This window comes from Saccharibacillus sp. O23 (genome assembly GCF_002205895.1).
Lineage (GTDB): Bacteria > Bacillota > Bacilli > Paenibacillales > Paenibacillaceae > Saccharibacillus.
In genome coordinates this window covers 98,284-113,271 of record NZ_NJDE01000001.1, presented here as the reverse complement: position 1 = coordinate 113,271, position 14,988 = coordinate 98,284, and the positions used below count along the sequence as shown (strand labels likewise).

Below are 14,988 nucleotides of genomic sequence, written 5' to 3'. Positions count from 1 at the left end.
CGCAGGAAACGGACAAGATCTTCGGCTCGGGGAAAAAGGAAAGAAAACGAGGAACAGGGAGGAGGCAAGCGGCGATGGCGGAAAAAGAAGAGCATTCGAAAAAGCGCGGCGATTCGCAGGCGGATAAGCCGATTATCCGATCGGACGCGAACGAACCGAAACCGCGAATCTTCGTCGCGGTTCCGGTCGGAGAAACGGCGGCCGCCGCGCTCTACGATTGGGCGCGGACCGCTTTCGGCGAAGCGGCGTTTCGCCGCTGGACGGATGTGCGCGATTATCATTTCACGCTCAAGTTCTTGGGCGATGTCGAAGCCGATCGCATTCCGGCGATCGCGGACGCGCTGCGCGCGGCGCTGGCGGGCGAGACGCCGTTCGCCCTGAACCTGCTCGGCGCGGGCACCTTCGGCCTGCCCGAAGCGCCGCGCGTGCTGTTCGCCGAGCCGGACGAGGGCTCGGCGGACCGGCTCGGCCGCTTGGCTGCGGCGGCCGAAGCGGCGCTCGCGCCGCTGGGGTTCGGCCCGGAAAAGCGCGGCTTCCGGGCGCATTTGACCCTGGCCCGCAAATATGCGGCGGGCCGCGAATTCGAGCCGTCGAAGCTGGCGGCGGCTCCGGCCCTGACCGCCGGGACCGCGGACCGGGCGGTGCTGTACCGGACGCGCATGCACGAGCGTCCCATGTACGAGCGGATCGCGGAGTTCCCGCTCGGCGGAAGCTGAGCCGTCGGGCGGGAACTTCTGAGGCGCTCGCTGTCTTTGCGCGAGCAACCGTCTCGCGCGATTAAAACGCGCCTCGGACTATGCCCTGTCCGGCAGAAATATTCAGCCCGCTCCGCTTTTTTCGAAACGGGCGTTCATATCCGGATCGGCACGCAAAGCTCGCACCAATCTTCGCGCAGCAATTTTTCCGCATAACGCTCGACGGTCGGCTTGTTTGCGATCTCGCAGCCGCCCGCCTGCAAAGCCGGCAGAATCTCGTTCCAAGCCTGCCGGACGCCTTCTGCCGTGTGGGCGATCCGGAATACGGCATACGTTCCGCCTTCGAATATTCCCGATTGAAGAGGATCGGTTTCATCCTGCTCAAGAACCAGATCGGTCGCGATGCAGGCGTCGTAACGGCACGCTTCGGGCGCCGTCGTGCGCGGATCGTCCTGCGGAATGCCGAACAGAACGGCGTTTCCTTCGAGCAGCCCGCGTTTTTTCGCCCACTCCTTCAACCGCTCCATCGTTTGTTTGTTCTCCGGCCCGTAAGGGCCTGTTCGGCGTACATAGACGATCGGAGTCTCTCCCCATGTTTCTACTGCAAATTCCATTCGTTTCTTCCTTTCCGCAGCCTTAGTGCGCCGCAGATCAAGCCTAACATGCTATAAAATGATTTGCTTATTTGATTGCCCATGAATAAAAAGATTCGAAATATGTATGCAAACGAAGAAGGCGGGCGAGAGGCGGCGGCAGTTTGCAAGGCTAACGGATCGTCATTCCTTTAGAAGCGGGATTCGCGTCCCGATAAATTTCTAACGGAATCAGATGACGCTTAGCGGGGCAGAAGAAGCGAAATTTCCGCAAAAAAGCGGATTTTCGAACGTTAAGCGTTCTCTCGTTCCGTTAGGAATCGAAGAGCGCCGATTCGGCACGCTAAGCGTCGCTGATTTCCGTTAGCGCGAGTTCGTTTCGCTCGCCAAGCTGCTGCTTGCGTTCGCAAAAGCGTATGCCTATGCAAAAAAGTTTATTTTTTAGCAGGCCGACCGCGTTCCTCCTTGCAAACAGCAAAAGCCCCGAGTCGCTTCTCCATAAGAGAAACGACTCGGGGCTTTCCGTATTCGAACTTCGAAGCGGCTGCGGGCGGTTACCCGTTCAGCGCTCCGACCAAGACTTTGCGTCCGCGCGGTTGATCGCCTTCGGCGTCCGGCTCCAACGTGATCGCGACCATTTCGTAATCGCCCGGCTGCATCGTGTAAGACAGCGCGCCGCTGCCGCTTTTGGACATGAACGTTCCGGCATTGATCGGGTTGCCTTCCTTATCGATCAACCAGACCTGATACGCTTGGCTGCCGCTAAGCTCCGGCAGTTCGGCGGCCTGCACGAGCAGATGCGTACCCGTATCGTCGCGAACCATGGAAGCCGTTCCCCAAGCCTGCGGATCGTCTTCCATGCCGGCCAGCGCAACGGTGCGATCGACTTCCGCTCCGACCGTCGGCTCTTTGACCGAATCCAACTGCTGCTGCATCGCGGTCATGTCGGCATGCATATCGTTCAGCTCGCCGCGCAGTTGGGCCGAATACACGCCCAGCAGGATCGCCGCCGCGGCCATTACCGCCGCCGCGCCTGCCCAGAGCGCGCGTCCGCTTCTTGCGCGGGTCGCCGCGCGCGCTTGCCGAACATCTTCTATGCCCGCGTCGGTTCCGCGAGCCTCCGCGCCGCTCTGCGTTTGAGCGAAATCTCCGGCCGGGCTGCCGTTCGCCTCGCTGCGCCGCGGTACTTCTTCGTTCGCGGCTTCCGCCGCGTTTCCGATCGCTTCCGCCGCGCGGCGAGCTTCGCCGGCTTCGATGCCCTGCCGTGCTTGTTCCAGCAGCAGCTCGGTTCCGCCGTCTTCAAGACGCGGATCGCCGCTTTGCGCCGTGCCGCCTGTTTCGATCTCGCCCTGCCGCTTGGCAGGTTCCCCCGAGACGTCCGCCGGCTTCGGCTCTTCGATCGGCTGCCCGACCGGTGTATCCGGATTCCCCTTGCTTGCGTCGCTCGTCGACTCGCTCCCTTTCAGCACGTTAGCCAAGATTCGGCTTTTCATGCCGGTAGGGGGGGAGACCGGCGCCGCGGTCGAAGCCAGCAGGCCGACCGTGTCGCGCAGAGCGGCGACGCGCAGTCGTTCGTCGATGTCTTCTTGCAGATAAGCTTCGTATTCGGCGATTTCCGCTTCTTCAAGCCCGCCGAGCGCGTAAGCTTCGGCCATTTCCTGCATTAATTCTTTGCGTTCGCTCATGCCCGAGATTCCCCCCTTTCCATTCCCGATAACCGTTTATGCAGCTGCTTCAAGGCCAACCTCACGCGGCTCTTGACCGTTCCGAGCGGAATGCCGTATCGCTCGGACACCTCCTGCTGCGTCAAACCGTTGAAATAAATCCATTCGATGACTTGACGTTGTTCGTTTCCGATTTCGCCGAGCGCGGCCCAGACCGATTCGCCTTCCAACGTTTGCTGAACCAGCTTCTCCGTGTCGGACTCGGTGTCCGCGATGGCGTTCAAATGTTCGTCTTCTACCGGAACGGCCGAAGCCCGCACGCTGCGTCGGCGAATCATATCGATCGAAATATTGCGCGCGAGCGCGAACATCCAACTCGACAGTTTGCCGTGCGACGAGTCGTAACGCGCCGCGTTGTTCCAAATGCGCAGGAACAGTTCTTGCACCGCTTCTTCGGCGGCCATCGCATCGTTCAGCAGCCGATACGCGAGCGCGTATACGGGCCGTTCGTAGAGATCGTACAATTGTTCGAGTGCTCCCGCGTCCCGATCCGCGATAAGCCGAATCAGACGCAGGTCTTCCGATTGTTCGTTCATCCAGGAGCTCCTCTCGATATTCATGCTCCTATTATACCGTTCGCAAAATCTTTTGCTATGGATGACTCTAAAAGTAAACAAATTTCGAACGAAACAAAATAAAGCGGGGGTTTTACAGATAAACCCATAGCAGACAGTCGAGCAGAGCGAACGTAAGGGATCGGACCCGGCATTGCTTTGGATGAAATTGGATATTTTCGGCACTGAAAGACGTTCCGGTTCATCGATGTTTCAAAAAAAGATTACAGCTGTTCCAAACAGAAATCCAAAAAAAGGAAAACGGTCGAAGAAAGCCCGTCATTACGCGAAAAAAGGCGTTTTCTTCGCTTGCGAAAACGTCGATTCGGCCGGATGCGGGAGAGGGTCGAAGGGAAGAATCGAAGAGGGCTTTCCTGAAAAAAGATGAAAATGCTCATGATTTGCGTTATAATAGCGTTTGTGCATTTTTTCAGTTGGTACTTTCACGTATTAGGATTGCCAAAAAAAAGCGAACATGCTTTCGGACAAAAGAGGATTCAAACTCTTTTGGAACGGTTACATAGGAATGAAGTATGCCGAAAGCTAGGAGGACACTATGGAACAACTCAAAAACAATCGTTGGGTCGCGCTGCTGGTCGGCGTGATCTTGATATTCATTTGCGCAGGGACGGTATGGGCGTCGAACGGAGGCGTGTCGTCTCATGCGGAAGCGGCAGGCGCGAGCTTGGGGACTTGCGAACTGACCGAAGTCGTCTTCGACGACGCGCTTCACCCGGAAAATATATTAAGGACCGCCGCTTGGACGCAGCAGGAAGAGCAGAAATCCGACTCTTCGGCGGACAAGCAGAGCGGCAAGAACACCGCCGGCGAAGAAAAAGCGACCGTTTCTTCGAAGTCCGCTCCATCCGTAGTTTCTTCATCCGCAGCATCTTCGAAAGCTCCCGACAGCGGCGTTTCGGACACGAAATCCGTCGCTCGGAAACAGGCTGCGCCCACGTCTGGTTCCGCTCAAAAAAATAAAGCCGCAGCCGCTGCCGATCAGAAGGCAGCCGTCAAAAAAGCGGCAACATCCCATACTCCCCCAAACCGATTGTTTTTCACGAAGACCGCGATGCTCAGCCAAGCTCAAGCTTCCAAAGCGACTTGGACGTATACGCTGTCCGATCAAGACCTCATTCTGCTGCAGCGTATCGTTATGGCGGAAGCGGAAGGCGAGCCTTATGCAGGCAAAGTAGCCGTCGCCAACGTCGTCTTGAACCGGCTTCGGTCTGCCAATTATCCCGATACCATTCGAGACGTCATCTATCAGCGGTACCAGTTCTCGCCTGTGCAGAACGGCCGTTTCGACCGCGTAAAGCCGTCCGCGGACTCGATCAAAGCAGTAGCCGAAGCGCTTAACGGACGCAAAGAAGTCACGGACGATACGTATTATTTCGTGTCTCTGGAACTCGCGACCGACATGACGATTCCGAATACCCGGACGCCGGTCAAGAAGATCGGTCACCATACGTTCTTCAAGTAAGCGAAGAACCGGAGAACCGCGAAACGACAAGAAAACAGAGCCGGACCTCGAAGCGTTCAGCCCCCGATCTCGAATCAACGAATCATGGCGAATTTGGTATACATACTCTCGCGCGTTATAATGAAACGGAAGAAGAGGTATCCAGAATCGACGCCTGCGACCGACGGGACTTCCATGTCTTGCGGCAGGACAATTCGAACGGGAAGGGAGCATTTCGTTTATGAAAATTACGTATCTCGGACATTCCGCGCTGCTCGTAGAAGGCGGAGGCAAATCGGTCATTATCGATCCGTTCTTGACCGGCAACCCGAATTCCGGCGTCAAACCGGCCGACATCAAAGTCGACGCGGTGCTGCTGACTCATGCGCACGGCGATCATTTCGGCGACTGCATCGGTATTGCCCAAGCGAACGATTGTCCCGTAATCGCTCCGGTGGAACTGGCGAATTATTGCATGGAACACGGCGTGAAGACGGTGGGCATGAATATCGGCGGTTCGCATCAATTCGACGGTTTCAAAGTCAAATACACGCTGGCGTTCCACAGTTCTTCGCTGACGGTAGGCGACCGCGTGATCTACGGCGGCGAGCCGGCGGGAATCCTGCTGACGATGGGCGACAAGACGCTTTATCATGCCGGAGATACGGCGCTGTTCGGCGACATGAAGATCATCGGCGAATTGAACAAGATCGATCTGGCGGCGCTGCCGATCGGAGACTTCTTCACGATGGGACCGGAAGATGCGGCGATCGCGGCTCAATGGGTGCAAGCGCCTAAAGTGCTGCCGCTGCATTACAATACATTCCCTGCGATCGAACAAGACGTGGACGCTTTTTGCGCCAAACTTCAAGAAGCAGGCATCGAAGGCATTGCGCTCAAGAATCGGGAAAGCGTCGAGATCTAGTAGCTTTAGGCTTGACAAGGTACTGATCGGCGTCTGCCCAATCGGCAAACGGTCCTTTCCGTTCTAGCGGGAAGGACCGTTTTTCAATGAATCCGCATTTGTTGCACAAAAGTATTGCTATCCGGAAAACAGTGTGATAGATTAAAATTGACCGAATGACCATATTATATTTTTAGTCAATTTTAGTAGAAAAAGGAGGGGGAATATGGCTGTCGTCGACCGCCGCGAGCAAGTGCTTCATGCGGCTGCCCAGTCGTTTTCGCTGTTCGGTTACAAAGCGACCACGATGGACCAGGTTGCGAAGATTGCCAACGTGGGCAAAGGGACCATTTACACGTTTTTCGAAAACAAAGAAGAACTGTTCGACGAGATTCTGCTCGGCGCGATCCGCGAGCTGCGTCACAGGGCCGAAGCGGAAATTCATGCGGAACGTCCGTTTTTCGAAAATGTCTATCACGCGCTCGATACGATCGTGGAATTCCGCGAAGAACACGAATTGTTCCTGAAGTTGTCCCAAGAGCTGAGAGACATCGGGACGCCGCAGGCGAAGGCCGCTTTGTTCAAAGTCGAGAGCGTCGTTCTGCAATTCCTCGAACGTCTGATCCGCGAGTCCATGGACAAAGGCGCGATCCGCGAAGGGAACGCCGAGGTGATCGCTTTCGGAATCTTGAAGCTGTTTATCGCGATGACTGTGGAATGGGAAATGCACCATCCGCCGATGAGCAAAAAAGAGCTGAAAGAACATGTCTTCACTTTTTTAACACAAGGCTTCACCGCCGCCCCTTAAGATTCGTCGAGGGCGACGTGCCTGCTGGAGAGGCGGGCCGTTTTTTTGTTCTAAAATGACTATTTGATCAAATTAGTCATTCGGTTCTGTTGATGCTTGCGCAAAAAGAGAAGAATGAACTCAAGGAGAGAAACGAAGTGAAATCTTTAGCCGTATTTTTCAGCGATTTGAAAACGCATCTGAAGAATCCCAAAATTCTGATCCCGATCATCGTGGTGCTGTTCATCCCCGTGCTGTACAGCGGCTTGTTCCTGACGGCATTCTGGGACCCGTACGGCAAGATGGACGAGATTCCGGTCGCGGTCGTCAATCTCGACAAAGGCGCCGAGTATGACGGCGAGAAACTGCAAGCCGGACAAGATCTGGTCGACGAACTCAAGAAGGACGGATCGTTCGATTGGAAGTTCGTCAGCGCGGACGACGCCGCTCGCGGAATGGAAGACGAGACGTATTACATGCGGATTACCGTTCCCGAAGATTTCTCGCAAAAAGCGACCACCGTGCTCGACAAGCAGCCGGAAACGGCCAAGATCGAGTTCTCGCCGAACAAAGGCTATAACTTCCTGGCCGGCCAGATCGGCGAGACGGCGGTCAAAGAAATCAAATCCAAAGTCTCCGAAGCCGTCACCAAGACCTATACGGAGAAACTGTTCGCCAAGCTCGATACGATCTCCACGGGCTTCAGCGATGCCGGCGAAGGCGCGGGCAAACTGAAAAACGGAGCCGGCGATCTGGGCAGCGGAGCCGGCGAACTCAAAGACGGCGCGGGCAAGCTCAAAGACGGGCTCGTCCAAGCCGGCGACGGAGCGGTCGCGCTCAAAGACGGCGCGGGCAAGCTCGAAGACGGGACGCTGCAGTTGAAAGCCGGAGCGGCGACGCTCCAAGAGAACCTCGACAAATTGGCGGTCGGCGCGGTCAGCCTGCAAAACGGGCAGGGCAAATTGAAAGCCGGCGCCGCTCAATTGACGACGGGAGCCGGAGCGCTGAATACCGGCGCGCAGAAGCTCGCGGGCGGTCTGAAGCAATTGTCCGGCGCGAACGGCACGATCGAGCAAGGCGCCGCGCAGCTGTCGCAGGGCGCGAGCCGGCTTAGCGCGGGCATCGGCCAAGCTTCCGAAGGCGCGGGCAGCCTGCGCGACGGATTGAAACAAAGCGCGGCAGGCAGCGCGCAATTGAAAGACGGGTTGGCCGCTTCCAGCGCGGCCAGCCAACAAGTGACGACCGGCGCGAAAGGCGTGGCCGATGGATTGGAACAGCTTCTTCAAGCCGCTCCGCAGTTGGCGCAAAGTCCCGATGCGCAAAAGCTGCTGGCGACGGCCAAAGCGGTTGCCGCGGGCAGCGAGCAGTTGAGCGAAGGTCAAACGAAGCTCAGCGCGGGCGCGCAGCAGCTCGACGGCGCGCAGCAGAAACTGCTTGCCGGAGCGGAACAGCTTGCCGCGGGCGGCAGCAAGCTTCAAGCCGGCGCGGACAGTCTGACTGCCGGCGGACAGAAGTTGGATGCCGGAATCAAGCAGTTCGGCAGCAAGCTGAACGAAGCCGCCGCAGGCGGCAAAGCACTGAGCGACGGTGCGGCCAAGCTTACCGCAGGCGGCAAGCAGCTCGAAACCGGCCTCGGCCAAGCGCAAACCGGCGCGGCCCAGTTGGCTTCCGGCGCGCAGCAGCTGAGCGCGGGAGCCGGCAAACTCGGCAGCGGCGCAGGCGAGCTCGCTTCGGGAGCCGCCAAGCTCGGCGCGGGAACCGAGACGCTCGCTTCGGGCGCGGTCCGACTGCAGGACGGAGCCGGCAAGCTCGAAGACGGCGCAGGCAAACTGCAGGACGGAGCCGGTAAACTGCAAGACGGTTCCGGCGAACTGCAAAGCAAGCTGACTGACGCGGCAGCCGAAACGTCGGACGTCAACAAAGGCGATGCGAACGCGCAGATGTTCGCCGCTCCGGTCGAACTGAACGAGACCGTCTACCACGACGTGCCGAACTACGGTACGGGGTTCGCGCCGTACTTCTTGTCGCTGGGCTTGTTCGTAGGGGCGCTGATCTCTACGCTGGTCGTTCCGCTGCGCGGATCTTCCGTCGCCAAAGCGACGGGGTGGAACCGTTTCGTCAGCCGTTTCCTGTCGTTCTTCGGCATGAGCGTGCTGCAATCCGCGCTCGCGATCTTGGTTACGCTGTTCATGTTGAAGCTCGAAGTGCAGAGCGTGCCTCTGTTCGTCTTGTTCACGTGGGTGACCAGCTTCTCGTTCACGATGATGATCCAAGCTTTCGTGACTTGGCTGGATAACCCGGGCCGATTCATGATGCTTCTGCTGCTGATCTTCCAACTGACGACCAGCGCGGGCACCTTCCCTCTGGAACTGATTCCGGATTGGATGAAAGGCTTCAACCCTTGGATGCCGATGACCCACACCGTAATCGGCTACAAAGCCGCGATCTCTACCGGCGTATCCGACGTCGTCTGGCATCAGACGATCCTGATGGGCGCGATCGGCGTCGTCTTCCTGCTGCTGACGCTGTTCTACTTCGTCCGCGGACGCGACGTGCGGACCCCGGAAACGAGCGTGAGCACAAAGGCCGTTCAAGCTTAAGCTTGACGGCTTGATGCACATTCGATGTATAACGAATGTCCAATGCTCGATGCAAGCAGCCCCTGCGAAGAAATCTCGCAGGGGCTTTTTTTGTTTCTATAATAGCTTTCGCTGCCGCCTTCGGCGTAGCCCTCTTTTGAACTTCCCCTCCTTCCCTAAAGCGGGAGATTTCTCGCCCGCCTTACGGAGAAAAGTTCTTTTTGCCAAGAAAAGCGACAGGTCCCGTAGGGGAGGTCTGTGGAGGAATGGAATGTTCGCCTTTGAAATCGGGAAATCTCATCATAAAAGTCCAATCCAATTTCCCGATTTCAACAAGCGACCGAAACAGACCTCCCCGAAAGGGACCGCCCGAGCTTTTCCCAAACCGAACAGGAACTTCCTCCCCGCCGAAACCCAAAGAGAAACCTCCCGCCGCCCCGTAACGTTTGCATATTTTGCATCATTCATTGGACAAATCGTCTCAGGCATAGGCAAAGCGTAAATTTTGTCGTATAATGACTCAAAATCATGCTGGCCTCGTTCGGAATTCAAGGCGAATGGCGGTTCAGTCTAATTCGATGCATCAATGCGCTAATGCTTCTCCGCGAAATAAATTTTTATAGGGCGGATAAAAGATTTAAATTGCACGCCGTGGAAGCTGAATGTTACAATGGGGGAACTAAAATCCAACTGCGAACCCGCGGAAGGAATGGCTTGCAGGCCGAACGACGTTCGGAAAACCTTGGAATGATAAGGTTTTCGAAGACGGTTCGGCCGCCTTGTCGGCTGATTCCGGGCGGGATGTGGAAGACTGCTTTTCGAGCCCCAGGTAACCCCGCCGGGTGCGAAAAGCAGTCTGTTCTCTTATATCTGCGGCTTTTCGGTGGCCTGCCTCGCGCAAGCACCTTTTATCTCTTGTCGGGATGAACGAATTTCATTATGGAAAGGTTGTTTGATGAAATGACTGGATTGCCTCCGAAACAGGGTCTATACGATCCGCAGTTCGAAAAAGACGCCTGCGGCATGGGCTTTATCGCCAATATCAAGGGAACGCCTGCGCACGATATCGTCAGCAACGCTCTGACGATGCTCGAAAACATGGAACACCGGGGCGGCCAAGGCGCCGAACCGAACTCCGGCGACGGAGCGGGCATCATGCTCCAACTGCCTCATTCGTTCTTCGCGTCCCAAGATCTGGGCTTCGAACTGCCGAACGAAGGAGAATACGGCGTCGGCATGCTCTTCTTGTCGACCGACGATAAGATCCGCGCGCGTCACGAATACCTGCTCGGCGAGATCATTCAAGCCGAAGGTCAGAAGCTGCTGGGATTCCGCACCGTACCGACCGACGACAGCACGCTGGGTTACTCCGCGAAGGCCGCCAAGCCTTGCGTACGCCAAGTGTTCATCGGACGCGGCGAAGTGATCGGAACCGACGATCTGGCGTTCGAACGCAAGCTGTACATCATCCGCCGCCAAGCCGAGATGTCGATCCGCTACGCGGAAGGCGAAGGCGCGGAATCGTTCTACATTCCGAGCTTGTCGAGCCGCAAGATCGTCTACAAAGGCATGTTGACCACGGCTCAAGTCGGACTATTCTACCCGGACCTGCGCGACGAGAACATGAGCTCGGCCATCGCGCTGATCCACTCCCGCTTCAGCACCAACACGTTCCCGAGCTGGGACCGTGCCCACCCTTACCGTTTCATGATCCACAACGGCGAGATCAACACCATGCGCGGCAACGTCAACTGGATGCATGCCCGCCAAGCGCTGTTCGAGAGCGAAGTGTTCGGATCGGACCTCGACAAAGTAAAACCGGTCATCAACCCGGACGGTTCCGATACCGCGATGTTCGACAACACGTTCGAATTCCTGTACTTGAGCGGCCGCTCGCTGCCTCACGTCGCCATGATGATGGTGCCGGAGCCGTGGAGCAAGCACGAGACGATGGACGATACCAAGAAAGCCTTTTACGAATACCATAGCTGTCTGATGGAACCGTGGGACGGACCGGCGGCGATGGCGTTCACGGACGGCGTGCAGATCGGCGCGATCCTCGACCGCAACGGCCTGCGTCCGGCGCGTTACTACGTGACCAAAGACGATCTCATCATCCTGTCTTCCGAAGCCGGCGTACTCGATGTTGCACCGGAAAACATTCTCTACAAAGACCGCCTGCGTCCGGGACGTATGCTGCTGATCGACACGAAGGAAGGCCGCATCATTTCCGACGAAGAAGTGAAAGCGCAGATCGCGTCCGAGCAGCCGTACCGCGAATGGCTCGACGAACATATGATTAACCTCGACGAACTGCCGGAAGCGCCCGAAGCTCTTGCGCCGAAGCACGAGAACGTGACGCAGCTGCAACTGTCGTTCGGCTATACGTTCGAAGAACTGCGCAAGACGCTCGAACCGCTGGCGTCGACCGGCATCGAAGCGACCGGCTCGATGGGTTACGACGCGCCGATCGCCGTGCTGTCCGACAAGCCGCAGCGTTTGTTCAACTACTTCAAGCAGATGTTCGCGCAGGTCACCAACCCGCCGATCGACGCGATCCGCGAAGAGATCGTCACTTCGGCTTCCACGGCGATCGGAGCGGAACGCAACCTGCTGCTGCCGGAACCGGAAAGCTGCCGGATGATCGCGCTCGATACGCCGGTACTCTCGAACGAAGATTTCGCGAAGATCCGCCATGTGCACCGTCACCGTCCGGGCTTCCGCGCGATGACCATCCCGATCTTCTTCGAAGCCGCTCGCGGAGCCGAAGGCCTGCGCGACGCGCTGGACGAGATGTGCAGAGCCGCCGACCGCGTCATCGAGAAAGGGCATAACATCCTGATCCTGTCCGACAAAGGCGTGGACCGCGAGAATGCCGCGATCCCGGCGCTGCTGGCCGTTTCGACCATGCATCACCATTTGATTCGTCTGGGCACGCGGACCAAAGTGACGCTGCTGCTCGAATCCGGCGAACCTCGCGACGTGCACCATTACGCGCTGCTGCTCGGCTACGGCATCAGTGCGGTCAATCCGTATCTGGCGTTCGAGACGCTGAAAGATATGATCGCGCAGGGCATGCTGAGAGGCATCTCGCACGAGAAAGCGGTCAAGAACTATATCAAAGGCACCACAAAAGGCGTCGTGAAGATCCTGTCCAAGATGGGCATCTCCACGATCCAATCGTACCGCGGCGCGCAGATCTTCGAAGCGGTCGGCTTGAAATCCGAATTCGTGGACCGTTACTTCACTTGGACCCCGTCGCGGATCGGCGGCATCGGCCTCGAAGAGATCGCGTTCGATACGCTGCTTCAGCATAACCGCGCGTTCGCCGACAAAGAAGGTCTGGACAAAGTGCTGGATTCCGGCGGCGAATACCAATGGAGAAGCGACGGCGAAGAACATTTGTTCAATCCGCAGACGATCCACCTGCTTCAGCAGGCGGTTCGCACGGGCGATTACGAAGTGTACAAGAAATACGCGCGCCTCGTCGAAGGCGAGTCGAAGAAGCATCTGACGCTCAGAGCCCTGCTGAACCTGAAGCCGGTCGGCGAGCCGGTACCTCTGGAAGAAGTGGAACCGATCGAGAGCATCATGCGCCGCTTCAAGACGGGCGCCATGTCGTTCGGTTCGATCAGCAAAGAAGCGCACGAAGCGCTGGCGATCGGCATGAACCGCGTCGGCGGCAAGAGCAACACGGGCGAAGGCGGCGAAGATCCGGCGCGCTTCGTTACGGACGAGAACGGCGATTCCCGCCGCAGCGCGATCAAGCAGGTCGCTTCGGGACGCTTCGGCGTCACGTCGAACTATTTGGTCAATGCCGACGAGATTCAGATCAAGATGGCGCAGGGCGCGAAGCCGGGCGAAGGCGGACAGCTTCCGGGCCGCAAAGTGTATCCGTGGGTCGCGGAAGTCCGCGGTTCGACGCCGGGCGTAGGCCTGATCTCGCCGCCGCCGCACCACGACATCTATTCGATCGAAGACTTGGCCGAGCTCATCTATGATCTCAAAAACGCCAACCCGCGCGCGGATATCAACGTCAAGCTGGTCTCCGAGGTGGGCGTCGGCACGATCGCGGCCGGCGTAGCCAAAGGCCGCGCGGACATTATCCTCGTCAGCGGCTACGACGGCGGTACGGGCGCTTCGCCGCAAGGTTCGATCCGTCACGCGGGCATGCCGTGGGAACTGGGTCTGGCCGAAACGCATCAGACGCTGATCCTCAACAACCTGCGCGACCGCGTCGTGCTGGAGACGGACGGCAAGATGCTGTCGGGACGCGACCTCGCGGTCGCCGCGCTGCTCGGAGCCGAAGAATACGGCTTCTCGACCGCTCCGCTGATCGCGGTAGGCTGCATCATGATGCGGGTCTGCCAACTGGATACGTGTCCGGTCGGCGTGGCGACGCAGAATCCGGAACTGCGCAAGAACTTCATGGGCGATCCGGAACATGTCGTCAACTTCATGAAATTCGTCGCTCAAGACGTGCGCGAGCTGATGGCTTCCTTGGGCTTCCGCACCATTCAAGAGATGGTCGGACGCACGGACTGTCTCGACGCCGTGGACGCTTCGCACCATTGGAAGAAGAAAGGTCTGGATCTGACGCCGCTGCTGCACGTGCCGCAGCTTCCGGAAGGAAGCGCGCCGTTCCGCACGCAGACGCAGAACCACGGTCTGGAACAGACGCTCGATATGCGCGAACTGCTCGCCGCCGCCGCTCCGGCGCTGGAAAACGGCGAGAAGGTCGAAGCTTCGTTCAAGATCACGAACGTGGACCGCGCGACCGGCACGATCCTCGGCAGCGAAGTGACGCGCAAATACGGCGCGGCCGGCCTGCCGGACGATACGATCAAGCTGCATTTCACCGGCTCCGCGGGTCAAAGCTTCGGCGCGTTCGTGCCTAAGGGCATCACGCTCGAAGTCACCGGCGATTCCAACGACTATGTCGGCAAAGGCCTGTCGGGCGGCAAGATCATCGTCAAGCCGGACCCTCGTTCGACCTTCAAGTCGGAAGAGAACATCATCATCGGCAATACGGCGTTCTACGGCGCGACCGGCGGCGAAGCCTATATCAGCGGCATCGCGGGCGAGCGCTTCGCGGTTCGGAACTCCGGCGTGAAAGTCGTCGTCGAAGGTACGGGCGACCACGGCTGCGAGTACATGACCGGCGGACGCGTGGTGGTACTGGGCGAGACGGGACGCAACTTCGCGGCCGGCATGTCCGGCGGCGTGGCTTACGTCTATGACGGTTCGGGCGATTTCGTCAGCCGCTGCAACTTGGAGATGGTGCTGCTCGAGACGCTGGAAGACGCGGCCGAGAAAGAAGAAGTGCGCGGCATGATTCAACGTCACGCCGAACTGACCGGCAGCAGCGTAGCCAAGCTGATCCTCGACGGATGGGAACAAACGTCGAGCCGCTTCGTCCGCGTCATTCCGAAAGACTACAAGCGGATGCTCGAGCAGATCGAGAAAGCGGAATCGACCGGCCTGACCGGCGAAGCCGCGCTGCTCGCCGCTTTCGAAGCCAATATGCGCGAGCTGGCGCGTACGGGCGGCTGATTGCGGGACTCCTTCGCCGCCAGCAAGACCGATTTCACAACCAGCTTTTCATGATCGATGAAGCCCGTTCGTTTCTTTTCGGAGAAGCGGACGGGCTTTTTTGCCGTAAAAATAAGGATGAAGCCGTCGACTTATGT

The 14,988-nt window shown here is 58.1% G+C and carries 9 protein-coding genes; 6 read left to right on the top strand and 3 right to left on the bottom strand.

Going from position 1 to position 14,988, the window contains the following annotated elements; all coding sequences use genetic code 11:
* Nucleotides 1–74 precede the first annotated feature (74 nt).
* Complete coding sequence (gene thpR / locus CDO73_RS00485) at nt 75–716, top strand: RNA 2',3'-cyclic phosphodiesterase (RefSeq protein WP_088486521.1); 642 nt, start codon at nt 75–77, stop codon at nt 714–716.
* A gap of 134 nt (nt 717–850) precedes the next feature.
* Here the strand turns inward: thpR and CDO73_RS00480 are convergent, their stop codons facing one another.
* The 3 genes from CDO73_RS00480 to CDO73_RS00470 form a co-directional block, all read right to left on the bottom strand.
* Nucleotides 851–1,309 carry an AraC family transcriptional regulator gene (locus CDO73_RS00480; protein WP_088486520.1) on the bottom strand — a complete coding sequence of 153 codons (459 nt, stop codon included), beginning with the start codon at nt 1,307–1,309 and terminating at the stop codon, nt 851–853.
* 533 nt (nt 1,310–1,842) lie between these two features.
* Nucleotides 1,843–2,973 carry an anti-sigma factor gene (locus CDO73_RS00475; RefSeq protein WP_088486519.1) on the bottom strand — a complete coding sequence of 377 codons (1,131 nt, stop codon included), beginning with the start codon at nt 2,971–2,973 and terminating at the stop codon, nt 1,843–1,845.
* The gene (locus CDO73_RS00470) at nt 2,970–3,548 is read right to left on the bottom strand and encodes an RNA polymerase sigma factor (protein ID WP_088486518.1); all 579 of its coding nucleotides are present in this window, start codon (nt 3,546–3,548) and stop codon (nt 2,970–2,972) included. Before CDO73_RS00470 ends, CDO73_RS00475 begins: the two co-directional genes overlap by 4 nt.
* A gap of 574 nt (nt 3,549–4,122) precedes the next feature.
* Between CDO73_RS00470 and CDO73_RS27035 the strand changes: the two genes are divergently transcribed.
* The 5 genes from CDO73_RS27035 (at nt 4,123) to gltB (ending at nt 14,851) form a co-directional block, all read left to right on the top strand.
* Nucleotides 4,123–5,049: a cell wall hydrolase gene (locus CDO73_RS27035; protein WP_088486517.1), complete on the top strand. Its 927-nt coding sequence runs from the start codon at nt 4,123–4,125 to the stop codon at nt 5,047–5,049.
* A 220-nt stretch (nt 5,050–5,269) separates the two neighbouring features.
* Nucleotides 5,270–5,953, top strand: coding sequence for a metal-dependent hydrolase (locus CDO73_RS00460; RefSeq protein WP_088486516.1), 684 nt, complete (start codon nt 5,270–5,272; stop codon nt 5,951–5,953).
* Between the two features lie 205 nt (nt 5,954–6,158).
* Complete coding sequence (locus CDO73_RS00455; protein WP_088486515.1) at nt 6,159–6,740, top strand: TetR/AcrR family transcriptional regulator; 582 nt, start codon at nt 6,159–6,161, stop codon at nt 6,738–6,740.
* Between the two features lie 137 nt (nt 6,741–6,877).
* A complete protein-coding gene (locus CDO73_RS00450) occupies nt 6,878–9,319 on the top strand; it encodes a YhgE/Pip domain-containing protein (protein WP_088486514.1) in 2,442 nt (813 codons plus the stop codon).
* A 939-nt stretch (nt 9,320–10,258) separates the two neighbouring features.
* Nucleotides 10,259–14,851, top strand: coding sequence for a glutamate synthase large subunit (gene gltB, locus CDO73_RS00445; protein WP_088486513.1), 4,593 nt, complete (start codon nt 10,259–10,261; stop codon nt 14,849–14,851).
* The last annotated feature ends 137 nt before the right edge of the window (nt 14,852–14,988 follow it).

Excerpts from the sequence above, each read along its gene's own strand:
- thpR (WP_088486521.1), top strand. The coding sequence starts at position 75 with ATGGCGGAAAAAGAAGAGCATTCGAAAAAGCGCGGCGATTCGCAGGCG.
- CDO73_RS00480 (WP_088486520.1), bottom strand. The coding sequence starts at position 1,309 with ATGGAATTTGCAGTAGAAACATGGGGAGAGACTCCGATCGTCTATGTA.
- CDO73_RS00475 (WP_088486519.1), bottom strand. The coding sequence starts at position 2,973 with ATGAGCGAACGCAAAGAATTAATGCAGGAAATGGCCGAAGCTTACGCG.
- CDO73_RS00470 (WP_088486518.1), bottom strand. The coding sequence starts at position 3,548 with ATGAACGAACAATCGGAAGACCTGCGTCTGATTCGGCTTATCGCGGAT.
- CDO73_RS27035 (WP_088486517.1), top strand. The coding sequence starts at position 4,123 with ATGGAACAACTCAAAAACAATCGTTGGGTCGCGCTGCTGGTCGGCGTG.
- CDO73_RS00460 (WP_088486516.1), top strand. The coding sequence starts at position 5,270 with ATGAAAATTACGTATCTCGGACATTCCGCGCTGCTCGTAGAAGGCGGA.
- CDO73_RS00455 (WP_088486515.1), top strand. The coding sequence starts at position 6,159 with ATGGCTGTCGTCGACCGCCGCGAGCAAGTGCTTCATGCGGCTGCCCAG.
- gltB (WP_088486513.1), top strand. The coding sequence starts at position 10,259 with ATGACTGGATTGCCTCCGAAACAGGGTCTATACGATCCGCAGTTCGAA.